The 22,966-nt window shown below is 70.6% G+C and carries 22 protein-coding genes; 7 read left to right on the forward strand and 15 right to left on the reverse strand.

Translation table 11 applies throughout. The features are described 5' to 3' along the window. Positions 1–51: 51 nt before the first annotated feature. Together EPD65_RS08170 and EPD65_RS08175 are read right to left on the reverse strand one after the other, a co-directional pair. Positions 52–729, reverse strand: coding sequence for a pirin family protein (locus tag EPD65_RS08170; protein ID WP_131582999.1), 678 nt, complete (start codon positions 727–729; stop codon positions 52–54). Positions 730–812: 83 nt separating this feature from the next. Continuing rightward, positions 813–1,712: a diacylglycerol/lipid kinase family protein gene (locus tag EPD65_RS08175; protein ID WP_165872936.1), complete on the reverse strand. Its 900-nt coding sequence runs from the start codon at positions 1,710–1,712 to the stop codon at positions 813–815. Between the two features lie 104 nt (positions 1,713–1,816). On the opposite strand from EPD65_RS08175, the gene EPD65_RS08180 reads away from it, so the two are divergent. Then, on the forward strand, positions 1,817–4,558 hold the full coding sequence (locus EPD65_RS08180) for a helix-turn-helix transcriptional regulator (protein WP_131583003.1): 2,742 nt from the start codon (positions 1,817–1,819) through the stop codon (positions 4,556–4,558). 5 nt (positions 4,559–4,563) lie between these two features. On the opposite strand, the gene zwf is transcribed toward EPD65_RS08180, so the two are convergent. The 3 genes from zwf to EPD65_RS08195 are packed head-to-tail and all read right to left on the reverse strand — an operon-like array spanning position 4,564 to position 8,705. Then, positions 4,564–6,006, reverse strand: coding sequence for a glucose-6-phosphate dehydrogenase (zwf, locus tag EPD65_RS08185; protein ID WP_131583005.1), 1,443 nt, complete (start codon positions 6,004–6,006; stop codon positions 4,564–4,566). Between the two features lie 24 nt (positions 6,007–6,030). After that, the gene (locus tag EPD65_RS08190; RefSeq protein ID WP_131583007.1) at positions 6,031–7,419 is read right to left on the reverse strand and encodes an NAD-dependent succinate-semialdehyde dehydrogenase; all 1,389 of its coding nucleotides are present in this window, start codon (positions 7,417–7,419) and stop codon (positions 6,031–6,033) included. Then, positions 7,416–8,705, reverse strand: coding sequence for an MFS transporter (locus EPD65_RS08195; protein ID WP_207891467.1), 1,290 nt, complete (start codon positions 8,703–8,705; stop codon positions 7,416–7,418). The genes EPD65_RS08190 and EPD65_RS08195 overlap by 4 nt, the downstream gene beginning before the upstream one ends. Positions 8,706–8,873: 168 nt before the next feature. Here EPD65_RS08195 and EPD65_RS08200 point away from each other — a divergent pair, with 168 nt between their 5' ends. After that, a complete protein-coding gene (locus EPD65_RS08200; protein ID WP_131583009.1) occupies positions 8,874–9,887 on the forward strand; it encodes an endonuclease/exonuclease/phosphatase family protein in 1,014 nt (337 codons plus the stop codon). Between the two features lie 9 nt (positions 9,888–9,896). On the opposite strand, the gene EPD65_RS16230 is transcribed toward EPD65_RS08200, so the two are convergent. Beyond that, positions 9,897–10,034 carry a hypothetical protein gene (locus EPD65_RS16230; protein WP_165872937.1) on the reverse strand — a complete coding sequence of 46 codons (138 nt, stop codon included), beginning with the start codon at positions 10,032–10,034 and terminating at the stop codon, positions 9,897–9,899. Positions 10,035–10,276: 242 nt separating this feature from the next. Here EPD65_RS16230 and EPD65_RS08205 point away from each other — a divergent pair, with 242 nt between their 5' ends. Next, complete coding sequence (locus EPD65_RS08205; RefSeq protein WP_207891468.1) at positions 10,277–11,098, forward strand: alpha/beta fold hydrolase; 822 nt, start codon at positions 10,277–10,279, stop codon at positions 11,096–11,098. A 4-nt stretch (positions 11,099–11,102) separates the two neighbouring features. After that, positions 11,103–12,809, forward strand: a complete 1,707-nt coding sequence (locus tag EPD65_RS08210; RefSeq protein ID WP_131583010.1) for an FAD-binding dehydrogenase — start codon at positions 11,103–11,105, stop codon at positions 12,807–12,809. A 162-nt stretch (positions 12,810–12,971) separates the two neighbouring features. On the opposite strand, the gene EPD65_RS08215 is transcribed toward EPD65_RS08210, so the two are convergent. From EPD65_RS08215 to EPD65_RS08250, 8 genes are all read right to left on the reverse strand, one after another. After that, positions 12,972–13,373 (reverse strand): DoxX family protein, encoded by a 402-nt coding sequence (locus EPD65_RS08215; protein WP_131583012.1) that lies wholly within the window; start codon positions 13,371–13,373, stop codon positions 12,972–12,974. 157 nt (positions 13,374–13,530) lie between these two features. Then, a complete protein-coding gene (locus EPD65_RS08220; RefSeq protein WP_165872938.1) occupies positions 13,531–15,477 on the reverse strand; it encodes a DEAD/DEAH box helicase in 1,947 nt (648 codons plus the stop codon). Between the two features lie 85 nt (positions 15,478–15,562). Beyond that, positions 15,563–15,772, reverse strand: a complete 210-nt coding sequence (locus EPD65_RS08225) for a hypothetical protein (RefSeq protein WP_131583014.1) — start codon at positions 15,770–15,772, stop codon at positions 15,563–15,565. A gap of 54 nt (positions 15,773–15,826) precedes the next feature. Next, entirely contained in the window at positions 15,827–16,522 is a 696-nt protein-coding gene (locus EPD65_RS08230) for a histidine phosphatase family protein (RefSeq protein WP_131583016.1), read from the reverse strand. Further along, the gene (locus EPD65_RS08235; RefSeq protein ID WP_131583018.1) at positions 16,519–17,595 is read right to left on the reverse strand and encodes a phosphotransferase family protein; all 1,077 of its coding nucleotides are present in this window, start codon (positions 17,593–17,595) and stop codon (positions 16,519–16,521) included. Before EPD65_RS08235 ends, EPD65_RS08230 begins: the two co-directional genes overlap by 4 nt. Position 17,596: 1 nt before the next feature. Further along, complete coding sequence (locus EPD65_RS08240; RefSeq protein ID WP_131583020.1) at positions 17,597–18,352, reverse strand: SDR family oxidoreductase; 756 nt, start codon at positions 18,350–18,352, stop codon at positions 17,597–17,599. Next, the gene (locus EPD65_RS08245) at positions 18,349–19,170 is read right to left on the reverse strand and encodes an SDR family NAD(P)-dependent oxidoreductase (RefSeq protein ID WP_131583022.1); all 822 of its coding nucleotides are present in this window, start codon (positions 19,168–19,170) and stop codon (positions 18,349–18,351) included. Before EPD65_RS08245 ends, EPD65_RS08240 begins: the two co-directional genes overlap by 4 nt. Further along, positions 19,167–20,429, reverse strand: coding sequence for an acyl-CoA dehydrogenase family protein (locus EPD65_RS08250; protein WP_131583024.1), 1,263 nt, complete (start codon positions 20,427–20,429; stop codon positions 19,167–19,169). Before EPD65_RS08250 ends, EPD65_RS08245 begins: the two co-directional genes overlap by 4 nt. A gap of 40 nt (positions 20,430–20,469) precedes the next feature. Between EPD65_RS08250 and EPD65_RS08255 the strand changes: the two genes are divergently transcribed. The 3 genes from EPD65_RS08255 to EPD65_RS08265 all read left to right on the forward strand — a co-directional run bounded on the left by EPD65_RS08255 (position 20,470) and on the right by EPD65_RS08265 (position 22,422). Beyond that, a complete protein-coding gene (locus EPD65_RS08255) occupies positions 20,470–21,072 on the forward strand; it encodes a TetR/AcrR family transcriptional regulator (protein WP_243640505.1) in 603 nt (200 codons plus the stop codon). Beyond that, positions 21,069–22,139 carry an amidohydrolase family protein gene (locus EPD65_RS08260; RefSeq protein ID WP_131583026.1) on the forward strand — a complete coding sequence of 357 codons (1,071 nt, stop codon included), beginning with the start codon at positions 21,069–21,071 and terminating at the stop codon, positions 22,137–22,139. The genes EPD65_RS08255 and EPD65_RS08260 overlap by 4 nt, the downstream gene beginning before the upstream one ends. 106 nt (positions 22,140–22,245) lie before the next feature. Further along, positions 22,246–22,422, forward strand: coding sequence for a YegP family protein (locus EPD65_RS08265; RefSeq protein WP_131583028.1), 177 nt, complete (start codon positions 22,246–22,248; stop codon positions 22,420–22,422). Between the two features lie 29 nt (positions 22,423–22,451). On the opposite strand, the gene EPD65_RS08270 is transcribed toward EPD65_RS08265, so the two are convergent. Further along, positions 22,452–22,958, reverse strand: coding sequence for a winged helix-turn-helix transcriptional regulator (locus EPD65_RS08270; RefSeq protein WP_131583030.1), 507 nt, complete (start codon positions 22,956–22,958; stop codon positions 22,452–22,454). Positions 22,959–22,966 lie beyond the last annotated feature (8 nt).

Here is a 22,966-nt window from a genome sequence, read left to right on the forward strand (position 1 = left end):
GTTTTGGTCCGCCGAAACCCGGGTTTTGGCGTGTTCAGACCCGGGTTTTGGTCAGGCCCCGAAGGTCCAGAGCATCAGCTGCCCAGGGGCGGTGACCGTGAGGTCGCCACCCCGGTCGCTCATCCGGGCGGCGTCGCCCTCCGCCAGGTCGACGTCGCCGAGCCGCGCAGCGCCGGTCGCCACGAAGAGATGCGCGTGCGGCACCACGGGCAGGACCAGCTCGTCCCCCGCCGCGGCGTCGCTCACCCACAGGGTCGCCCCCGGAGCACGCACGGGCAGGCCGTCGCCACCGACGACCGCAGTCCAGCCGCTCCCCGGTGAGACGTCGGCCGACGCGTAGGCGGGCGCCTCCCCCCAGGCCGACGGACGCACCCACGTCTGCACGAAGCGCGTCGGGCCGGCACCCGCCTCGGCGTACTCGCTGTGGACGACGCCGGTGCCGGCCGACATGACCTGCACCTGCCCCGGCAGGAGAACGCCCGAGCCGCCGGTCGAGTCGTGATGCGCGAGCCCACCGGACAGCACCCAGGTCACCACCTCGATCTCCTGGTGCGGATGATCCGGGTAGCCCGCGCCGGGCGCCAACAGGTCGTCGTTGTGCGAGACCAGCAGGCCGAACCCGAGGTTGGCCGGGTCGTAGTGCGGTCCGAACGAGAACGAGTGCCGCGTCTCGCGCCCGTCCTCGACCGTCACATAGCGCGAGCCGGCGCGGCGTACCTCCAGAGTCATGGAGCCATCCTCCCGCGCCAAAGTCCGCGACTCGACCAGCAAATACCCGGGACTCGACCCGTCAAAACCCGGGTCTCGACGAATCAGGCGGGAGTGATCACCTGCAAGGCCGACGGGCGCACCTCGACCCGGGCGGCCTCGGCGTCGCGGGCGGGCAGCTGGCCGAGCGGCTCACCATCGGCCCCCATCGGCACGCGCGGCGTTCCGCGGATCTCGACGACGCGACCCCGCAGGACCGCGACGTCGTCGCGGAGCACGTGCCGACCGCTGTAGATGGTAGGCATCGCGCTGATCAGGGAACGCCGCGACGAGGCCGACACGACCACCACGTCGAGCAGGCCATCGGTCACGGAGGCGTCCGGCGCGATCTGCATCCCGGAGCCGTAGTACGCCGAGTTGGCGATCACCACGGTCGCCGCACCGAAGCAGTGGGTGACGCCGTCGACGACGACCTCCACCTCGACCGGCGTGTACGACGCGAGCGACCGGACCGCCGAGACGGGGTACTGCAGGAACGTCGGCAGCCAGCGCATCTGCTCGACGAGCTCGACCGCGTGCGCGTCGACGCCGGAGTAGACCGAGCCCACCACGAGGCGCGTCGCCTCGCCGGGGAGCGTCGCGGCGATCAGGTCGACGCGCTCCGCCTGACCGCGCAGCAGCACGTCCACGGCGCCGCGGGCGTGGTCGGGGATCCCGAGCATCCGGGCGAAGTCGTTGCCGCGTCCGGACGGCACGAGCCCGAGAACGCCGTCCCGTTCGGCCACCAGGCCGGCGGCGGAGGCCACGGTGCCGTCGCCCCCGACAGCAACCAGCACATCACCGCGGCTGCACGCCTCATCGACCGCCTGACGGGTCTCCCGCATGCCCTCGGACAGCGCGACGTGGACGGTGCACCCGGCCTCCTCGAGCGCCGACCGCGCAGCGGCAGCGACGGAGATCGTGGACCCGCCGGCACGCGGATTGACCAGGAGGGTGTGACTCACGGGCGTCAGCATGACACTGGGGTTCCCCAGCGCGGGAGTAGTCCGGATGATCCATTTGCCCCGAAGGGGTCCCCGGGTCGCCGACACAGGTCTAACGTCGAAGGATGCGCTCCCGACTGGTTGAACGGGACGCTGAGACCGCCGCACTCGGGCGGATTCTGGACCGTGCTCGGGCCGGTCACGGGGATCTCGTGGCTTTCGAGGCGCCACCCGGCATGGGTAAGTCACGGTTGCTCTGGCACCTGCGCGAAGCCGCGCTGCGCGACGGCTGGCGCAGTCTCGACGTGCGCGCCACACCGATGAGCCCCTCGATCGGGTACGGCGTCCTGCGCGACTGGTTCGGCCTCCTCGCGCACCGCCACCCGGCGGGTGAGCACCCGTTCGACGGACCGGGTGCTGCCCTCGCGGAGCTCGCCGACGGGACCAGCCGGCCGCTCGGCGACCTCGTGTACGGCGTCCGCTGGGTGCTCGAAGACCTGTGTGCCGAGGGTCCGATCCTGCTGACCGTCGACGACCTGCAGTGGGTCGACTCGGGCTCCCTCAAGGCGCTCGACCTGCTTGCCCCGGCGCTGCAGCAGCTCCCCTGCATCCTCGCCTACACCGTGCGCATCGGTGAGGAGGCGAGCTGCCCCGAGTCGATCGCCCGTCTGCACGAGGTCAGCCGCGTGCTCCATCCCGAACCACTCAGCGTCGACGGTGTCGCCGCACTCCTGGAGATGCACCGACTCGATCCGGGCCAGGCAGAGCGGATCCACACCGTGACCGGCGGCGTACCCCTGTTCGTGGGCGAGGTGATCGCGGGCGGCGGTGAGGACGTTCCGGACTCGCTGGTGGGGTCGATCACCGGTCGCCTGCGCCGGCTCTCCCCGACATCGCTCGCGACGGCGTCCGCTGTCGCGATCCTCGGTGACCACGGGGCAACCGGTTCGATCGCCGAGCTCGCCGGCCTTCCACCTGCGACCATCGTCCACGACCTGGCACTTCTCACCACGGCCCAGCTCGCGCAGCGCGACGACGGCAATCACCGCCTGCGCCACCCGCTCATCGCCGACGCGGTCCTGGCAGCGCTCAGCTCGGCCGACACGGCGGACCTCCACGCCCGCTGCGCGGATGTGCTGGCCCGGCGCGGAGCCCCACGCACCGTCGTGGCCAGCCACCTCCTCCTGACCACTCCCGGCGACGATCCCGAGGTCCGCGTCCGGTTGGCCGAGCAGGGGCGCCATGCCCTCGCATCGGGCGAGGCCGAGCAGGCCCGTCGCTACTTCGACCGCGCCATCGCCGAGGGCCCGATCACGGTTGCCGAGATCCCACTCTTGTCGAGTGCGGCCTCCGCGCTGTCCGCGCTCAGCGAGATCGACGCCGCCCAGGAGATGTGGCGCCGCGCCCGATCGCTCACGGAGGATCCTGACGAGCTGGCCGCGCTACGGGCTGCAGCGGGAGACGCGCTGCTCATCGCCGGCGAGTACGCCCAGGCCCGGGCTGCGTTCGGCACACCGGCCGACACCGGGCCCGACACCACCCACGCCAGCCAGGTCCTCAGCGGGCGCATGGTCTTCAGTGGCCTGCTCCTGGGGGCGCCTGCCCGCGAGATCCGGGAGCAGTTCGAGCAGCACCTCGGAGAGCCCGAGGACGCGACGACGCCGGACCACCGGCTCGCCCTCGCTGCCGCGGCCAGCCTCAAGGTCGCTGCCGGCGGCACCGCCGCCGAGGCGCGGGACCTGGCGCTCCGGGCGATCGACCGCGGCGCCCTCTTCGAACACGCGAACGCCGACGGCACCGCCGTCTTCATGGCGAGCTGTTCGCTGATCTGGTCCTCTGCCCTCGACGAGGCGGAGCGAGCGCTGACCACCGCGATGGAGACGGCGAAGGCACGCGGCTCGGTCCTGGAGTTCGCGAACGCCGCCGCGTGCCGTGGCACCGCACGCGCCCGGATGGGCCTCACCGTCGAGGCCGAGCTCGACTTCGAGGCGACCCTGGAGCAGCGCAACCACGGGTGGAACGCGGGCCTCGGCTTCGTGATCGCCGGCCTCGTCGAGTGCCACATCGCCCGCGGCGAGCTCGAACGCACGTTGCCGTGGCGCGCGACCCTCGACCGGATTGCCAGCGAGAGGACCCTGGCGGGTGCCTACGCGCAGCACGCCCTGGGTGACATCGCCGCCGCCCACGGCGACCACGACACCGCCGCCCGTCGGTACGCCGAGGTGGGTCGGCAGCTGCACCTCAGCCTCGACAATCCGGCGGTACTCCCCTGGCGGGCCGGTCGTGCCCTCGCTCTGATCCGGATCGGCAACGGCCGCGAGGCTGTCGACCTGGCCCGCGAGAACGCCGCCCGCGCCGAGGCATTCGGGGCGCCGTACACGCTCGCCCAGGCCTTCCGCACGGTGGCTGCGGTCGACCCGACCGCCGACCGCGTCGGCCTGTTGCGCCGCGCGCTCGCCGTGCTGGACGGCGTACCCGCGGGTCGGCTGGCAGCGCAGGTCGCGGCTGATCTCGCCGGCATGCTGATCCTGCTCGAGGGCGCCGCCGCGTCGCCCGAGGTCGTGACCTTGCTGCGCCGCTCGGAGTCGTACGCCCAGTCGCACGGGCTGCGCCCCCTCGAGGACCGCGTACGCCGTCTCCTCGACCGCATCGGGGAGCCCGCCAACCGCCCGGCCGCGGAAGCGCTCGCCCTGCTCACCCCGTCCGAACGCCGGGTGGCCGACCTCGCGGCGACCGGGCTCAGCAACCGCCAGGTCGCCCAGGACCTCTTCGTGACGGTCAAGGCCGTCGAGTGGCACCTGTCGAACGTCTACCGGAAGCTCGGCATCCACTCCCGCAACGAGCTCCCGACGCTACTCACCCGCTGATCGCCTCAGTGCGACTCGCGCCACCCGCGCTCGAACGGCAGCCGCCAGGCGAACGGCGCGATCAGCTGGTGGATCTGGTTGGGACCCCACGACCCGGGGGCGTAGCGGCGTACCGGCGGAGGGTTGTCGAGGAGCGGCTGGCTGATCTCCCAGAGTCGCTCGACGCCGTCCGCGGTGGTGAACAGGGTGTGGTTGCCCTTGACCGCCTCGAGGATCAGCCGCTCGTAGGCCTCGAGGATGGAGCCGGCCCACTGGGTGCCCTCCATCTCGAACTGCATCGACAGCTTCTGCAGCCGGAAGCCCGGGCCGGGGCGCTTGCCGTAGAAGGAGAGCGACATCTTGGCCTGGTCGCTCAGGTCGAAGGTCAGGTGGTCGGGACCGTCGTCGCCGATGCCCGACCCCTCGGGGAACATCGACTTCGGGGGCTCCTTGAACGCGATCGAGATGATCCGCTGGCCCTCCGCGAGCTTCTTGCCGGTGCGGAGGTAGAACGGCACGTCGGCCCAGCGCCAGTTGTCGACGAAGCACTTGAGCGCGATGAACGTCTCGGTCTCCGAGTCGGGAGCGACACCGTCCTCCTTGCGGTAGCCGTCGTACTGACCGCGGACGACGTTCGCCGGCTCGAGCGGGAGCATCGAGCGGAAGACCTTGTTCTTCTCCTCGGTGATCGACTGCGGGTCGAGCGCGGTGGGCGTCTCCATCGCGGCGAACGCCATCACCTGGAACAGGTGCGTGACGACCATGTCCTTGAACGCGCCGGTGCCCTCGTAGAAGCCGGCGCGGCCCTCGAGGCCGAGCGCCTCGGGGATGTCGATCTGGACGTGGTCGATGAAGTTGCGGTTCCACATCGGCTCGAAGAGCCCGTTGGCGAAGCGGAGCGCCAGGATGTTGAGCGCCGCCTCCTTGCCGAGGAAGTGGTCGATACGGAAGATCTGCGACTCGTCGAAGACCTCATGGATGGCTGCGTTCAGCGCCTTCGCTGAGGCGAGGTCGACGCCGAACGGCTTCTCCATGATGATCCGGCTGCCGGCGACCATGCCGGCGTCACGCAGCTGCTCGACGACGTTGAGCGCCGCCTTCGGGGGCACCGAGAGATAGTGCAGCCGGAGGCGCTCGCCGGTCAGCCCGGCCTCGGCTTCGGCGACCGCGGCAAGGAGGTGGTCGACGCCGCTGTCGGCCCACCAGAGCCGCTTGGCGAACTCGTCGAACTCCTTCTTGTCCTCGGCGTCGTCGCTGAACTCCTCGATCGCCTCGCGGGCCATCTGCACGAACGACTCGCGGTCGTGGTCGTGGAGCGCCGTGCCGATGACCTGGACGTCGGGAAGCAGGCCGCTGCGCCAGAGGTGCAGGAGACCGGGGAGCAGCTTGCGCCGCGCGAGGTCGCCCGTCGCTCCGAAGAGCAGGACGGTGGTCGGCGGGCCGGGGGTGCCTTCGGGCTGCGGTGCCATGTCCCCACCCTAGGCGGCGAGCCGTCAGTCCGCGGCTAGGCCGACGTAGGTGATGTCGAGGTACTCGTCGATGCCGGTGAACCCACCCTCGCGGCCGAAGCCACTGGCCTTCACCCCGCCGAACGGCGCAGCCGGGTTCGACACCAGGCCGGTGTTGACCCCGACCATGCCGAACCGCAGGCCCTCGGAGACGCGCAGCACCCGACCGACGTCCCGCGTGAAGACGTACGACGCCAGGCCGTACTCGGTGTCGTTGGCCATCCGGATCGCCGCGGCCTCCCCGTCGGCACCCGACGCGAAGACGGTCACCGGGGCGACCGGTCCGAAGATCTCCTCGTGGTTGACCCGCGCCTCTGCCGGTACGTCGACCAGCACGGTCGGCGGGAAGAAGTTGCCGTGGGCGTCCCCTCCGACGACCCGGCGCGCGCCCGCCGCGATCGCGTCCGCCACCAGCTCCTGTACGCCGGCCACCGCGCGCGCATCGATCAGCGGCCCGACGTCGACGCCGTCGTCCTGACCGCGTCCGACCTTCAGCGCACCCATGCGCTCCGCGAGCCGGCGGGAGAACTCCTCGGCCACCCCGGCCTGCACGAGGAACCGGTTGGCCGAGGTGCAGGCCTCGCCCATGTTGCGCATCTTGGCGAGCATCGCCCCGTCGACGGCCTTGTCGAGGTCGGCGTCGTCGAACACCAGGAACGGCGCGTTGCCGCCGAGCTCCATCGAGACCCGCTGCAGGTTGGCCGCTGACTGCGCCACGAGGGCCTTGCCGACCGCGGTCGAGCCCGTGAAGGAGACCTTGCGCAGCCGGGCGTCAGCCATGAGCGCGGCCGTCGTCTCCTTCGCCTGCGTCGTGGTGAGCACCTGCAGCACGCCGTCGGGTAGGCCCGCCTCGGCGAGCACCTTCGCCAGCTCGATCGTGGTGAGTGGCGTGGACTCGGCCGGCTTGACGATCATCGTGCAGCCGGCCGCGATCGCCGCGCCGACCTTGCGCGTCGCCATGGCGAGCGGGAAGTTCCACGGCGTGATCAGCAGGACCGGTCCGACCGGCTTCTTCATCGTGATCAGCCGCGATCCGCCGGCCGGAGCCGGGAGCCAGGTGCCGCTGATCCGGACGGCCTCCTCGGAGAACCAGCGGAGGAACTCCGCGCCGTACGCCACCTCGCCGCGCGCCTCGGCGAGCGGCTTGCCCATCTCGAGCGAGATGGTCCGCGCGAAGTGGTCGGCGCGCTGGGTCACGAGATCGAAGGCCCGGCGCAGGATCTCGCCACGCTCGCGTGCTGGCGTGGCGGCCCAGGCCTGCTGCCCGGCGACGGCAACCTCGAGCATTGCCCGGGCGTCGTCGACACCCTGGTCGGGCAGCGAGGCCAGGACCGATCCGTCAGCCGGGTCGAGGACGTCGAAGGAAGCGCTCATACGTTCAGACTAGGACGCTGCTGGCCGAGCGCCCGGGCCTTGCCGCTCTGCAGCAGCAACGCCGCGACCGCAGCGGCCAGGGCGATCAGGCCGGTCACCACGAAGGCGCCTTCCCAGCCGGTCCGGTCGATCGCCGTGCCGGCCAGCGGCGCACCGAGCGCCGAGCCGGCCGTGAACGCGACTCCCTGCCAGCCCAGTGCCTCGCCCAACCGGTTCTCCGGCACGACCCGGCTCAGCCCGTCGCTGATCGCGGTGATCGTCGGCGCACAGAAGAGGCCGCACACCAGGAGCAGCAGGGCCAGGCTCACCTGGCCGTGCGCCAGCGCGACCGGGACGGTCGTCGCGGCGAGGAAGGCAAGCAGGACGAACACCGGGATCGGCCGGTGCAACGCCCCGTAGACGAGGGCGCCGACGGCCGAGCCGAAGCCCCACACGGCGAGCACCGGCCCGATCGAACCGGCCTCACCCATGGCCCGGAGGGCGCCGACGGTGCCCAGCTCGGTGCCGTTGAGCACGATCGTCGCGGCGACACCCGCAGCCAGGGTCGCCATGACCGCCGGCTCACGCCACAGCCGGACGTGCTCGGCCGCGACGGTGTCGGCGGGCTCGACCTGCATTCCCTCGACGAGCGGAACCTCGACCGCGTGCGCGGTGTCGGCGCGCACCAGCGGCGGGTTGGCCAGCCACAGCCCGAAGCCACCCAGCACGACCAGCAGCTCGCTGCCCAGCAGCGACCACGTCGTCCCCCACCACGCCACGGCGAGGACGCCGAGCACGGGGCCGATCATGAACGACAGCTCGGTGAAGAGCGCGTCGAGCGAGAGCGCGGCGGTCCGGTCCTCGTCGTCGACGGCAGCGATCAGCGCCTGCCGCGTGATCGAGAACGTCGGCAGGTTGGCGAGTCCTCCGACGAAGACGAGCACGAGCAACACCACATAGGGGGTGAACGGCGCGACCGCCCAGACCGCGATCAGCACGAGGAGCTGCGGCCCGAGCGTGGCCCGTACGCCGACACGGTCCAGCGAACGCCCGCGCCACGGTCCGGAGACGGCCAGGGCCACCGTGCTCACCGTGGTCACCACACCAGCGGCGGCGTAGCTGCGGTCGAGCCCGTCGACGACGTGCAGCGTGATGACGATGAACGACGCGAACGCCGGCACGCGCCAGAGGAAGGCGAGCAGCAGCACCGACCGGACCGAGGGTCGGCGCAGGAGTCGTCCGTACGCCGCCATGCCCTTGCCCATGCGGTCGATGGTTGCAGTGCGCAGACGCTTGACGCGACCCATTTATCGGACCGTTACGGTCCTGCGGCGCAGGCGCAATGAGGGCCGTCCGGACGGCCGATGCGGAAATGCAGAAGCCCCTCTCGACTCATGGGGTAATCGAGAGGGGCATCAAGAACGGTATGCCGTGGCGCCGGTCACGTCAACCCGTCCCGGACGTATCCTTCACCGGTGCGCAAACCCCCCGAACTGGTCGTGACCCTGGCGCCCCTCCTGGTGCTGGTCCTGGTCCTCGCAGGCGTCGGCGTCGCCTTCGGCCTGACCGGGCACGACGACCATCGGGCGCGCGACACCGCGGGCTCCCCGAGCGTCACGCCGAGCGTGGCGCAGTCGCTGAGCCCGGTCATCACGCCGACCCAGGTCCCCGACATCGCCATCTCGAAGGACCTGCTCCGCAGCGTCCGGAAGCAGCTGCACACCCTGCCGGAGTTCCGCTTCCAGATCGCGACGCTCAACGTGCTCGGCAACAGCCACACCGTCGCCGGCGGCGACCGTGCGGAGTACGCCGACAGCGGCACGCGCATGGCCTGGGCGCTGCAGGCGCTGGAGCAGGCCTCGGCCGACGTCGTCGGCTTCCAGGAGATGCAGCCAACGCAGTACGCCGCGTTCCGGGCGCGCACCGGCAGCCAGTGGGACAGCTGGCCGGGGCTCGCCGTCAACGCCGACGCGGTCGACAACACCCTCGCGTGGGACACCTCGACGTTCCGCGCGGTGGAGAAGGAAACGATCGCGATCCCGTACTTCTTCGGCCGCACGCGGCAGATGCCGTACGTGCTGCTCGAGAACGTCCAGACCAAGCAGCGGATCTGGGTCGCCAACTTCCACAACCCCGCTCACAAGTACGGCGCGACGCAGGCGAAGTGGCGGCGCGAGGCGACCGCGCGGGAGATCGCCCTGGTCAACAAGCTGGCCGCGGAGACGGGCTACCCGGTCTTCCTCACCGGCGACATGAACGAGCGCCAGGAGTACTGCAACCCGGTCACCGCGAGCACGGACCTGCGCTGGGCCGGCGGTGCATGCAACAGCGGACGGATGCCGGTCGACTTCATCCTCGGCTCCTCGCGCGTCAGCTTCGCCGGCTACACGATCCGGGACCGCGGGGTGCTCGGGAAGGTCACCGACCATCCCCTCGTATACGCAACAGCGACGGTGCCCGAGAGTCGGGCACCGTCGCTGGCCAAGTAGAGCGCTGGGTCAGGCAGCGTGATGGGTCGTGGGCGCAGCCGGGCGCACACGCACCCAGTGGGCGACGAGCCGCTTCTTGCCGTCGACGCCCTTCTCGCGCTTCCAGACGAGCTCCATGTGGTCGTGGTTTGCAAGACCGTCAAGCATGGGCCACCTCCTGTTCACCGTTTGTTCACTTTCGAGTATGGCACACATCCGGTCGATTCGCACCCCCTCGCGCGCTCCGATCCGCACGATCGCTCCACACGACCACGGAATCGTCGGAAAATCCGGCGCCCACGCCCCACTCAGCCCCTGAAGTGTCGTGCAGGTCACTTTCTGCGACAAGGCGTTCCGCCTAGTCAGCTCCGGTGCAAGACTGCGGACGTCCCGACGCAGGAGGTCCACCCATGTCGTTCCCCGCGCTCGCTCACGACCGCGTGGGCGCCGGCACTCCGGTCGTGCTCGTGCACGGCATCGGCCACCGACGCCAGGCCTGGTCCCCCGTGGTCCGGCTGCTCGCCGAGGACCACGAGGTGATCGCGGTCGACCTCACCGGGTTCGGGGAGTCCCCCGGCCACCCGAAGGGCAGCGCCCACAACGTCGAGGCATACGTCGACCACCTGGTCGCCAACTTCCGCGCGTGGGGCCTCGAGAAGCCGCACGTGGCCGGCAACTCCCTCGGCGGAGCCGTCGCGCTCGAGCTCGCCCGACGCGGCGAGGTCGCGTCGGCCGTTGCACTCGCCCCGGCGTCGTTCATCGACTGGAAGGGTGCGGGCGCGGCACTCCCGCTCGTGGCGATGCGACTCGGCGCCCTCCTCGTCCCCGCGCCCGTGCTGCGCCAGGCCTGCCGCGCCGGCTTCGTCCGCGCCGTCATCGGCTGGCCCCTCTACGCGTACGCCGACCGGCACGACGCCGCCTCGACGTACGGCGACGCGCTGGCGATGAAGCGGGCTCGCGGCTTCGAGGCCACCGCGATCAAGTGCCTGCGCCCGGTCTTCAAGCCATTCCGCGGAGCCCTGAGGGCCCCGGTGACCATCGCCTGGGGCACGAAGGACAGGATCCTCCCCTACGGACAGATGGCTCGCGCCCGGAAGCTCGTGCCCCAGGCGCGCTACATCACCCTTGACGGAGCCGGCCACGTGCCGATGTCGGACTGCCCCGAGGCGATCGCCGAGCTGATCCGGGGGACGATCGCCGATGTCGAGGCGGGGCGCTCGGCCGTAGCCTGAGGCCATGTCCACCGCGTCTGACTTCCAGCCCGATGTCATCGTCGTCGGTGCCGGCCTCGCCGGCCTCGTCGCCACTCACGAGCTGGCCAAGGCCGGCAAGCGGGTCCTGGTGCTCGACCAGGAGAACCGCCACAACCTGGGCGGCCAGGCGTTCTGGTCGCTCGGCGGCCTCTTCTTCGTCGACAGTCCCGAGCAGCACCGGATGGGCATCCACGACTCCCTCGACCTCGCCCTGCAGGACTGGCACGGCAGCGCGCAGTTCGACCGGTTCGGCGACGGCACGGACGGCCCCGGCCGCGGCGAGGACTTCTGGCCGCAGCAGTGGGCCGAGGCGTACGTCCGCTGGGCCCACGAGGGCAAGCGCGACTACGTCCGCGACCTGGGCCTGAAGTCCCTGACGTTCGTCGGCTGGGCCGAGCGTGGCGACGGCCGCGCCGAGGGCCACGGCAACTCCGTGCCGCGCTTCCACATCACCTGGGGCACCGGCCCCGAGGTGGTCCGGGTCTTCCTCGAGCCGGTGCTCGAGGCCGAGAAGGCCGGCCTTGTGCAGTTCGGGTTCCGGCACCAGGTCGACGAGGTCGTCGTCGAGGACGGTGCCGTGGTCGGCCTACGCGGCTCGGTGCTGGCAGCCGACGACAGCGCCCGCGGCGTGAAGTCGTCGCGCGAGGTCACCGGGTCCTTCGACCTGCGCGCGCGGGCGGTCGTGGTGAGCAGTGGCGGCATCGGCCACAACTTCGACCTCATGCGCCGCAACTGGCCGACCGACCGGGTCGGCCCCGCGCCGGAGCACATGATCGCCGGCGTCCCGGCGCACGTGGACGGCCGGATGCTCGCCATCTCCGAGGAGGCTGGGGCCACGCTGGTCAACAAGGACCGGATGTGGGCCTACGTCGAGGGTGTCCACAACTGGGACCCGATCTGGCCCGATCACGCCATCCGGATCCTGCCCGGGCCGTCGTCGATGTGGTTCGACGCCAACGGCAAGCGGCTGCAGGGGATGTCGGGTGTGCCCGGCGCCGACTCGATCGGCTCGATGACCCAGATCCTGTCGACGGGCTACGACTACTCGTGGTTCATCCTGGACCAGACGATCATCGAGAAGGAGTTCGCACTGTCGGGCTCCGAGCAGAACCCCGACTGGACCAACAAGGACGTCAGGCTGATGCTGCGCGATCGCGTGCTCGGCAAGGGCGCGACCGGTCCGGTCGAGCGGTTCAAGAAGTACGGCGAGGACTTCGTCGTCGCCTCGACGATCGCCGAGCTCGTCGAGGGGATGAACGCGATCACCCGCGGCCCTGAGCTCTCGGCCGACGACATCGAGCGGCAGATCGTGGCGCGCGACCGCCAGGTCGACAACCCGTTCGCCAAGGACGCGCAGATCATGGCGATCCACAACGGTCGCAAGGACCGCACGGGCAAGATCATGCGCGTCGCCAAGCCGCACAAGATCCTCGACCCTGAGCACGGCCCGCTCATCGCGGTGCGCTGCAACATCCTGTCCCGCAAGACCCTCGGCGGCATCGAGACCAACCTCGACTCCCAGGCGATCGCCGAGGACGGCTCGGTCATCCCCGGCCTCTACGCCGCCGGCGAGGTCGCCGGCTTCGGCGGTGGCGGCGTCCACGGCTACAACGCGCTCGAGGGCACCTTCCTCGGCGGCTGCATCTTCAGCGGCCGCGCCGCCGGACTCGCCCTCGCCCGCGACCTCTGACGCCGAGACGAGGCTCGTGCACCGCTGAGACGGGGCTCGTGCACGCGGTACGCGTGCCCGAGCCCCGTCTGGAGTGTGCACGGGCCCCGTCTCGGCGAAATGACCACTGCCCGCGTCGGCTCGGAAGCGACGCGGGCAGCCGTCGTGCTGCGGGAGCTGCGATCAGGCGAAGAGGCCGTTCGTCAGCGTCAGACCCGGGTTCGTCGAGAAGGCGAAGGCCAGGGCGAGCGCGCCACCGGCGAGGGCCAGGTCCTTGTTGAACATGATCTGCGTCATCGCCTTGGCCTCACCCGACTCCTTCCAGAACGTGTGGAAGATCAGCGCGGTCGGCACGAGCACCAGCGCGAGGACGATGCCGGCGAGGTCGCCGTACACACCGAAGGCGATGGCCAGGCCGGCAAGGCCGAAGACCAGGCCCGAGGCGAGGACGTTGAGCTTGGCGAAGGGCAGGCCCTTCGACTTGGCGTAGCCGGCCATGTAGTCGGTCTGCGCGAAGTGGCCGACGGCCGAGAGCAGGAAGAGAACGACGAACAGGATGCGGCCGACGAGAAGGACGATGTCCATGGGGTTACCTCCGAATGAGTCCGGCGGCCCGGTGGTCGCCTCGATGACTCAATGGTGACACGTCATCTACTTAGATGACAAGTCATGCACTTGTCGCGTGTGCCACACCCGAAATGCACGAAGCCCCCTCCGGAGAGGGGGCTTCGTGCTGCATCGATCAGCTCTTGTGGCGCGGCTTCTTCTTGTCGGCCCAGGCCGACTCGGCACCGGTGGAGTCGTCGCGACGCGGCTTCTTCTCCCACGTGCCGTCGGAGAACTCGCGCTTCTGCGGGCGGTCACCACGGTCGCCGTACGACGGACGGCCGCCGCGGTCGCCGAAGTCCTTGCGCGGGCCACGGTCGCCGTACGACTTGCGCGGCTCGGTGCGGATGCCCGGGCCCTTGTCGGCGGCGAGCTCGATGAGCTTGCCGGAGATCCGCGTCTGCTCGAGCAGGCGGTAGGTCTCGGCCGACAGGTCGGCGGGCAGCTCGACGAGCGAGAAGTCCGGACGGATCTGGATCTTGCCGAAGTCGCTGCGACGCAGGCCGCCCTCGTTGGCGAGCGCGCCGACGATCTGGCGCGGCTCGACCTTGTGGCGCTTGCCGACGTTGATCCGGTACGTCGCGAGCGGGGTGCCGGTGCGCGACTCGCGCGGGCCGCGGTCCTTGCTGGCGAAGTCGCCGCGGGCGCCACGGTCCGGACGGTCACCGCGGTCCGGGCGGTCGGCCGAGACGGTGTTGACCTTGGGCATGTCGCGCTCGTTGAGCAGCAGCGGCGTCTCGCCCTGGAGCACGACGGCGAGCGCGGCGGCCACGTCGGCCTCGGGGACGTCGTTGTTCTTCACGTAGTGGGCGATGACGTCGCGGTAGTCGTTGATCGCTTCACCCGCGAGCGCCTCGGTGATGGCGTCGTCGAAGCGGGCCAGGCGGGTGGCGTTGATGTCGTCGACGGACGGCAGGTCCATCAGCGCCATCGGCGACTTGGTGTGCTTCTCGATCATCCGCAGCAGGCCACGCTCGCGCGGGGTCACGAAGGAGATCGAGTCGCCCTTGCGGCCGGCGCGACCGGTGCGGCCGATGCGGTGGACGTACGACTCGGGGTCGGTCGGGATGTCGAAGTTCACGACGTGCGTGATCCGCTCGACGTCGAGACCGCGGGCGGCGACGTCGGTCGCGACGAGGATGTCGAGCTTGCCGGCCTTGAGCTGGTTGACCGTGCGCTCGCGCTGGGCCTGGGCGACGTCACCGTTGATCGCGGCGGCCGAGAAGCCACGGGCGCGGAGCTTCTCCGCGACCTCCTCGGTGGCCTGCTTGGTGCGGACGAAGACGATCATCGCCTCGAAGTTCTCGACCTCGAAGATCCGCGTGAGCGCGTCGACCTTCTGCGGGAACGACACCATCAGGTAGCGCTGCGTGATGTTGGTGTTGGTCGCGGTCTTGTTCTTGACCTGGATCTCGACCGGGTCGTGCAGGTACTGCTTGGAGATCCGCTTGATCGTCGCCGGCATCGTGGCCGAGAAGAGCGCGACCTGCTTGGTCTCCGGGGTGTCCTTGAGGATCGTCTCGATGTCCTCGGAGAAGCCCATGGAGAGCATCTCGTCGGCCTCGTCGAGGACCAGGAAGCGCAGCTCGCTCAGGTCGAGCGTGCCCTTCTCGAGGTGGTCCATGATGCGACCCGGCGTACCGACGACGATGTCGACGCCACGACGGAGCGCGGACAGCTGGACGCCGTAGCCCTGGCCGCCGTAGACGGGGAGCACGTGGACGCCCTTGAGGTGCGCGGCGTACTTCTCGAACGCCTCGCACACCTGGAGCGCGAGCTCACGGGTCGGGGCCAGGACGAGCGCCTGCGGGGTCTTCTGACCGGAGTCGAGCTGCGACAGCACCGGCAGCGCGAACGCCGCGGTCTTGCCCGTGCCGGTCTGCGCGAGACCCATCACGTCGCGGCCCGCGAGGAGCGGCGGGATGGTCTGCGCCTGGATGGCGGACGGCGTCTCGTAGCCGACGTCCTTGAGCGCCTTGAGGACACGCTCGTCGAGGCCGAGATCGGCGAACTTCACCGTCTCCTCAACCGCCTCCGGGGCGTCAACGGAGGCGGGGGCAGCGTCGTTCACAAGGTCACTCACCGGTCAAGGGTAGTGGCCCGCGCGCTTATACGACGATTCCCGATCGCGGTGACGCCCGACACGCCGTGCGCCACTCCGAGTGGCCTCAGTCGACGTGGGTCGACCCCTCCGAGCTGCGCAGCTTCTCGTGCTCGACCAGGCCGCCTCCGCTGACCACGTCGTGGTCGTCGCCTTCGTGGCCGGAGGGCACCCGCGGATCCGTGCTCCAGGGCACGCCCAAGGGGCCGCCCTTGCCGCTTGCGCGCCGACTCGTCCACTCCTCGCGGACCGGTCGGCGCGGTGCCTTCTCGTCCACCTCTCCAGCGTACGTCGGCCCTCCGCGGCCGCATCTGCGGCCTCCTCGCCACCGTCAGCGGTAGGTGAGCAACGACCGGTCATGCTCGAGGTGCGTGTGCTCGTTGAACGACGACAGGTGCAGGCCCGAGCGGCCGCTGATCACCTTGGTGACCGCCGTGTTGACCGCGACCCGGTTGAGCTGCGCCCACAGCGAGGCGTCGCGGGCCAACAGGTGCGAGGTCACCAACCCGATCGGGCCGCCCGAGCTCACCACGAGCACCGTGCCGCTCGCCGCCTCGGCCGCGCGTTGCAGCGCCCCGACGACCCGCTCCGAGAACGCCGGGAACGACTCGGCGTACTCGTGATCCGCCGTCCCTCCGGTCCACCGCGCGGTGGCCTCCTCGAAGAATGCCTGGAACACCGCCCGCTGCTCCTCCGGCGGGAGCGAACCCACGCTCGCCATCACCGACTGCGACTCCTCGCTCGGCGTGTGCACCCGCAGGACGTGGTCGAAGTCGAACTCGTCCCAGCCCGCGTCGACGAGCACCGGCAGGTCGCGTCCGGACTCCCCGAGCCCGACCAGGATGCCCTCGACCGTCTCCCGGTGACGCCGGAGCCCGCCCCGGACGATCCGCTCGGGAACGACGCCGCGGGCAGCCAGCGCCCGCCCCAGGATGCGCCCCTGCTCGTGCCCGGTCTCGGAGAGCGCGTCGTAGTCCGCGGCCCCGAACGACGCCTGGCCGTGCCGGACGAGGAGCAGGACGCTCACCCGCGACCGCCGGCCTCGATCACGGCGCGGGCCCGGTCGCCGAGCATGTTGACGAACATCCAGAAGTGCTCGAAGCGCGGGTTCGTCGTCTGGCCGTGGTGGAAGCGGTAGTAGATCTGCTGGGCGATCCCGGCGAGACGGAACAGCCCGTAGACCTCGTAGAACCTCAGCGCCTCCGGCGAGACCTCGAGGCCGGCACGCTCGCAGTAGTACGCCACGACCTCGGCGCGCGTCAGCATCCCGTCGGCATTCGTCGGCTGCATGCGGACGAGCTGCCACATGTCGTCGTCGCCGGCCTCGATCCAGTACGACAGCACGCAGCCGAGGTCCATGAGCGGGTCACCGATCGTGGCGAGCTCCCAGTCGAGCAGGCCGATCGGACGCGTCGGGTCGTCGTCGCTGAAGACCACGTTGTCGAAACGGAAGTCGTTGTGGATCAGGCAGCTGCCCCGGTCGGCGGGCTGATGGGCGGCCAGCCACGCCATCACGTCCTCCATGTCGGAGACGTTGTCGGTGTGGGCGTCGCGATAGCGCTTCGTCCAGCCGCTGACCTGGCGCTCCACGTAGCCCTCGCCCTTGCCGAGCACGTCGAGGCCCGCGGCAGCCGGATCGACCGCGTGCAGGGAGACGAGCAGGTCCAGCGTGTTCGTGCAGACCGCCCGGACCTGCTCGGGGGTCAGCGCGACCTCGAAGTCCTTGCGCGGGATCGAGCCGACCAGGCGCTCCATCACGTAGAAGTCGCTGCCGAGGACCGCCGCGTCCGTGCAGAGCCCGACCATCGGCGCGACGTACGGGAAGACGGGCGCGAGCGCGGCCTGGATCCGGAACTCGCGACCCATGTCGTGCGCGCCCGCCGCCTTGGTGCCGGCGGGCGGGCGGCGCAGGATCAGGTCCTTCGCGGGATAGCGGAGCAGGTACGTCAGGTTCGACGCGCCGCCCGAGAACTGCTGGACCTCGGGTAGCCCGTCGCCCCAGGCCGACCCGTCGGCGTTCGCGCGCAGCCAGGTGTCGACTGCCGCGACATCGAAGGAGTCCTCCGCGCGGACCGCGCGGGCGCCGGCGACCTCACCCACCTCAGAAGAGCTTCCGGACGACGCTCATCGGCGCGTTCTTGAGCGCGAAGCCGAGCGGCACCCAGGGCCACGAGGGAACGAGCGCCTTCTGCTTGCGCTTTTCGATGGCCGCAACCATCGAGCGAACGCCGGTCTCGGTGTCGACCATGAACTTGGTCTTCTGCTCGACCTTGTCATTCATCTCCGAGCGGATGTAGCCCGGGTAGATGATCGAGACGTCGATGCCCTTGGCCTTCACGTTCTCGTTGATCAGGCCCTCGGCGAGTGCGGCGACGCCGGCCTTGGTCGCGGCGTACGTCGTGATGGCGGACCGCATGCCGCGCATCGCGGAGACGGAGCTGATCATCACCAGGTGGCCGGACTTCTGGGCGCGGAAGATCTCCATCGCGGCCTCGGTCTGGGCGAGTGCGGCGACGAAGTTGGTCATCGCGGTCGCCTTGTTGGCGTCGTAGCGGCCCTTGCCGAGCGGCGCACCCTTGCCGAGACCGGCGTTGATGATCACGCGGTCGAGCGTGCCGAACTCCGCCGCGACCTCCTTGAACACGCGGAAGACGGACTCGTCGTCGGTGACGTCGAGGGCCTTGGTGATCACGCGCCGGTCGGCGTGCTTCGCGGTGATCTCGGCGGCCAGCTCATCCAGACGCTCGGTACGGCGCGCGGTGATCGCCAGGTCGTAGCCGAGGTCGGCGAACTGGCGGGCCATCTCGGCGCCCAGGCCCGAGCTCGCGCCGGTGATGAGGATCGTTCCCTTGCTCATGCTTCTGCGTCCTTTGCGGTGATCGAGTTGATGCGGGCAGCGAATTTCCGCTGCTCGCGGTCGTAGAGGGGGCGGGCAAAGCGCTTCGTCCACACAGCCTTGCGTGCGGGAGCGTCGGGGACGATGACCATCCGCCGCGCGTCGATGCCCTTCATGACGAGGGCGGCGACCTGGGTGGCGTCGAGCGGCGACCGGTCGATGAGGCGCGCTGCGACCCGGTCCATCGCGGCGTCCGAGCCATCGAGCGACGAGGCGAGGTTGGTCCGGAAGAAGCCGGGACAGACCGCAGAGACCGCGATCCCCCACGGGTCGAGCTCGTAGGCGAGCGTCTCGCTGATGGCGACGACGGCGGCCTTGACCGCGGTGTACGACGCCATGGCCGGCGGGTGCACGAGACCGGCCAGGCTCGCGGTGTTGACGATCTGACCGGGCGCCTCACCGGCCTCCGCCTGCGCCTTGAGCAGCGGGACGAAGGTCCGGATGCCGCGGACGACGCCGAGCAGGTTGATGTCGATGACCTTGTCCCACTCGGGCATCGTCACGACGTCGATGCGTCCGCCGGTGGCGATGCCGGCGTTGTTGACCAGGATGTCGAGGCCACCCCACTCGGCGTCGACCCAAGCGCGCGCCGCGTCCCAGTCGGCATCCGAGGTGACGTCGAGCCGGAGGAAGTGCGACCCCTCGGCGAGGGCAGCAGGAGCGTTGAGGTCGGCGACGAGCACCCGGTCACCCCGGGCTGCGAACGCCGCGACCAGCGCAGCGCCCAGGCCGGAGGAGCCTCCGGTGACGAGGACCCGACGACTGGCGGGACGGCTCATCGCGAGAGCCCGTGCTTCATCAGCTCGAGCCGCGCGATCAGCCCGAGGTGGACCTCGTCCGGACCGTCGGCGAAGCGGAGCGAGCGGGCACCGGTCCACGCCGCGGCCAGCGGGAAGTCGTCGGTCAGGCCACCGCCGCCGTGGATCTGCATGGCGAAGTCGATGACGTCGAGTGCCATGCGCGGAGCCGCCACCTTGATCTGGGAGACCTCGGAGATCGCGTTCATCGGGCCGCCGACGTCGAGCTTCCAGGCGGCGTTCAGGACCAGCAGGCGGGTCGACTCGATGGCGATCCGGGCCTGGGCGATCCGCTCGCGGTTGCCGCCGAGGTTGACCAGCTGCTTGCCGAACGCCTCGCGCGAGGTGCCGCGCTGGATGGCCAGCTCGAGCGCCTTCTCCGCCAGACCGATGAGCCGCATGCAGTGGTGGACGCGCCCCGGACCGAGGCGGCCCTGCGCGATCGCGAACGCCTCCCCCGGACCGGAGATGACGTTGCCGGCCGGGACGCGTACGTCGGTCAGCGACACCTCGCCGTGGCCGTGCGGCTCGTCGAAGAAGCCCATCGTGGTCAGCATCCGCTCGACCTTCACCCCCGCGGTGTCGCGCGGGACGAGGATCATCGAGTGCCGGTGGTGCCGGTCCGCGTCGGGGTCGGTCACGGCCATGACGATGTAGATCTCGCAGTCGGGGTGCCCCACGCCGGTGGAGAACCACTTGGTGCCGTTGAGGACCCACGAGTCACCGTCACGGACCGCCGTGAGCTCCATGTTTGTCGCGTCCGACGAGGCGACCGCGGGCTCGGTCATCAGGAACGCCGACCGGATCCGGCCGTCGAGCAGCGGGTCCAGCCAGGTGTCCTTCTGCTCCTGCGAGCCGTACTTGAGCAGCACCTCCATGTTGCCCGTGTCCGGCGCGTTGCAGTTGAAGACGTACGGCGCGATGAAGCTGCGGCCGGTGAGCTCGGCGATCGGCGCGTAGTCGACGTTCGACAGACCGGCGCCGCCGTCGGTGCCGTACTTCGCGGCGTAGGGGCCCTCGTGGCCGGCGGGGAGGAAGAGGTTCCACAGGCCCTGCGCGCGCGCCTTCGCCTGCAGCTCCTTCATCACCGGCAGCTCCTGCCAGTTGGAGCCGTCGCCGGCCTCGCGGCGGCGCTTCATCTCCTGGTGGTACGCCGCCTCGACCGGCTCGATCTCGGCGGCCATGAAGGCGCGGACCTGCTCTGTCAGCTCGGCGGCGCGGGGCGAAGGGGAGAAGTCCATGGCTTGACCATGCCACACTTGTTGAGCAATGCTCAATAGCGTGAGCCAGGAACCCGAGACGCGCCCCGGTCGGTCCCGCATGAGCCCGGAGGACCGGCGGCGCCAGCTGCTCGGCATCGGGCTGCGGATGCTCGTGGAGAAGCCGATCCAGGACCTTCCGCTCGACGCGGTCGCCGCCGAGGCCGGGATCTCCCGTGGCCTGCTCTTCCACTACTTCGCCAGCAAGACCGACTACTACGACGCCGTCGTCGGCGCAGCCCTGCGGCGGGTCCTGCGCAACATCGCGCCGGACGAGGACGCTGCACCGGACGTGGCCCTGCACCAGTTCGTCGACCGCTTCTACGCCCAGATCGAACGCCGCCGGGAGTTCTACCTGGCGCTCGTCTTCGGCAACGGCGCCCTCTCCCTCGGCGGCGAAGGCGTCGACACGCACCGCATGACGATCGCCCGCCGCATCGTCACGGCCACCGGGCTCCCCGAGTCTGCCCTGCCCGCGGCGCACGGCTGGACGGCGTACGTCGAGGACCGGGCGTTGCGCTGGTCGGGTCTACCCGAGGACGCGCGTGCCCAGCGAGACGACGAAGTCGACCACGCCTGCCGTGCCCTGCACGCCCTCATCGCACTCGAAGGAGAAACCCGATGACGTCGCACGCCTGGCCCGCCGGCGGAGTGGTCGACCCGCACGTCCACCAGTGGAACCCGTTCACCAACGACGGGATCGTGGCGGCGAAGGCACGCGCACTCCGCCCCATCCCCCGCATCCCGCGCGCGCTGCGCTGGGCGCTACCCCGCGCGGACAGGGAGTTCGTCGGCGACCCGCACCACGTGCTCAAGCCCTACCTCCCGCTCAGCTACCGCGCCGACGCGGGCGACGTCCCCGTCGCGTCGCTGGTGCACATCGAGGCGGCCTGGCCGCATGAGCCGCACCGCGAGTCGGTCAACGAGACGCGCTGGATCAGCAGCCTCCCCTTCGGCGAAGGCGGGGCACCCACGCTCGGCGCGATCGTCGCGCGGGTCGACCCGCGGTGGCCGGACGTCGCTGCAGTGCTCGACGAGCACCTCGCCGCCAGCCCGCTGGTGCGCGGCGTCCGCACGAGCGCCGCGCACCACCCCGACCCCGGCGTCCGGGACTTCGAGGAGAGCCCGAGCCTGTGGGCCGAGCCGGCGTTCCTGGACGGCTTCGCCGCGGTCGCCGAGCGAGGACTGAGCTTCGAGCTCTGGGGCTACGCGCACCAGCTGCCCGATGCCCTCCCCCTCGTGCGCGCCTATCCGGAGACGACGTTCGTCTTCGATCACTACGGCTCCCCCGTCGGCCTGCTCGGTCCGCGCGGCACCTCGACCGGGCGCAGCGCCGCCGAGCGGGCTGACCAGCTGGCACGCTGGCGCGACGACGTGTCCGCCCTCGCCGCCGAGCCCAACGTCGTCGCGAAGCACTCCGGCCTCGGCATGCCCGTCCTCGGCGCAGAGGTACGCCGACCGCGCACCGCCCCACTCGACCCCCGTTTCGTCGACACGGTCGCGCCGCTGATCCGGCACCTGCACGACGCGTTCGGAGCCGACCGCACCATGTGGGCGTCGAACTTCCCGATGGACAAGCCCGGCCTCGGCATCCCGGCGAGCATCACGCTGCTGCTCGACGTCCTGGGCAGCGACGCGGACACCGACCTGCTCCTGCGCGACGTCGGGCGGCGTACCTACCGGATCACCTGACATCGACCCTCTTGTCGCCGGACCAACAGCGTGGTCCACTCAGCCCGGGCACCCGCCCGCCGGAGCTCGGGATCCGTTCTTTGCTGAAGACTCGGAAGGTGAAGGCATGGCAGGCAAGTTCGAGGTTTACGAGGACAAGGCCGGCAAGTTCCGGTTCCGCCTGAAGGCCGCCAACGGCCAGGTGGTCGCGGTCGGCGAGGACTACGAGACCAAGGCAGCAGCGATCAAGGGCACCGAGGCCGTCCAGCGCGCCGCGGAGGGCGCGTCCGTCGTCGAGGTGTGACCATGGCGGTCGAGTAGGGCCGCCCGGCCCTACTCGACCAGCGCGTGCAGTGCGTCGATGGCAGCACTCAGCCCCGGGCCGTCCTCCTCGCGGAAGCCGGGGCCCTTGACCGGCACGGCATCTCCCGGCGCGACCTGCTCGCCGCACCGGTCGCAGCAGACGACCGGCGAGCTCAGCTCGCCACAGCCGAGGTGACGCCACAGCAGGGGCGGACCCTCCTCGCCGACCAGCCACTTGTCGCCGAACTGCTGCAGGGCGAGCACGACCATCGTCAGGTCGTTGCCCTTCTCCGTCAGCCGGTAGTCGAAGCGGGGCGGGTGCTCTGAGTAGGCGACCTTCTCCAGCACCTCGTGGTCGATCAGCGCCTGCAGGCGCTGGGTCAGCACCTTGCGCGAGATGCCCAGGTCGCGCTGCATCGCGTCGAAGCGGCTGACACCGAGGGCGACGTCGCGGATGATCAGCGGAGACCAGCGGTCGCCGACGATGTCGAGCGAGCGCGCCACCGAGCAGTGGCGGTCCTCCGGCGATGTGTGCACGGAGTCAC

It is taken from the genome of Nocardioides jejuensis, from assembly GCF_004337475.1.
In the GTDB taxonomy this organism is placed as follows: Bacteria; Actinomycetota; Actinomycetes; order Propionibacteriales; family Nocardioidaceae; genus Nocardioides; species Nocardioides jejuensis.

Excerpts from the sequence above, each read along its gene's own strand:
- EPD65_RS08245 (WP_131583022.1), bottom strand. The coding sequence starts at position 19,170 with ATGAGCCGTCCCGCCAGTCGTCGGGTCCTCGTCACCGGAGGCTCCTCC.
- EPD65_RS08260 (WP_131583026.1), top strand. The coding sequence starts at position 21,069 with ATGACGTCGCACGCCTGGCCCGCCGGCGGAGTGGTCGACCCGCACGTC.
- zwf (WP_131583005.1), bottom strand. The coding sequence starts at position 6,006 with ATGGCACCGCAGCCCGAAGGCACCCCCGGCCCGCCGACCACCGTCCTG.
- EPD65_RS08170 (WP_131582999.1), bottom strand. The coding sequence starts at position 729 with ATGACTCTGGAGGTACGCCGCGCCGGCTCGCGCTATGTGACGGTCGAG.
- EPD65_RS08240 (WP_131583020.1), bottom strand. The coding sequence starts at position 18,352 with ATGAGCAAGGGAACGATCCTCATCACCGGCGCGAGCTCGGGCCTGGGC.
- EPD65_RS08190 (WP_131583007.1), bottom strand. The coding sequence starts at position 7,419 with ATGAGCGCTTCCTTCGACGTCCTCGACCCGGCTGACGGATCGGTCCTG.
- EPD65_RS08250 (WP_131583024.1), bottom strand. The coding sequence starts at position 20,429 with ATGGACTTCTCCCCTTCGCCCCGCGCCGCCGAGCTGACAGAGCAGGTC.
- EPD65_RS16230 (WP_165872937.1), bottom strand. The coding sequence starts at position 10,034 with ATGCTTGACGGTCTTGCAAACCACGACCACATGGAGCTCGTCTGGAAG.
- EPD65_RS08205 (WP_207891468.1), top strand. The coding sequence starts at position 10,277 with ATGTCGTTCCCCGCGCTCGCTCACGACCGCGTGGGCGCCGGCACTCCG.
- EPD65_RS08210 (WP_131583010.1), top strand. The coding sequence starts at position 11,103 with ATGTCCACCGCGTCTGACTTCCAGCCCGATGTCATCGTCGTCGGTGCC.
- EPD65_RS08180 (WP_131583003.1), top strand. The coding sequence starts at position 1,817 with ATGCGCTCCCGACTGGTTGAACGGGACGCTGAGACCGCCGCACTCGGG.
- EPD65_RS08215 (WP_131583012.1), bottom strand. The coding sequence starts at position 13,373 with ATGGACATCGTCCTTCTCGTCGGCCGCATCCTGTTCGTCGTTCTCTTC.
- EPD65_RS08195 (WP_207891467.1), bottom strand. The coding sequence starts at position 8,705 with ATGGGTCGCGTCAAGCGTCTGCGCACTGCAACCATCGACCGCATGGGC.
- EPD65_RS08265 (WP_131583028.1), top strand. The coding sequence starts at position 22,246 with ATGGCAGGCAAGTTCGAGGTTTACGAGGACAAGGCCGGCAAGTTCCGG.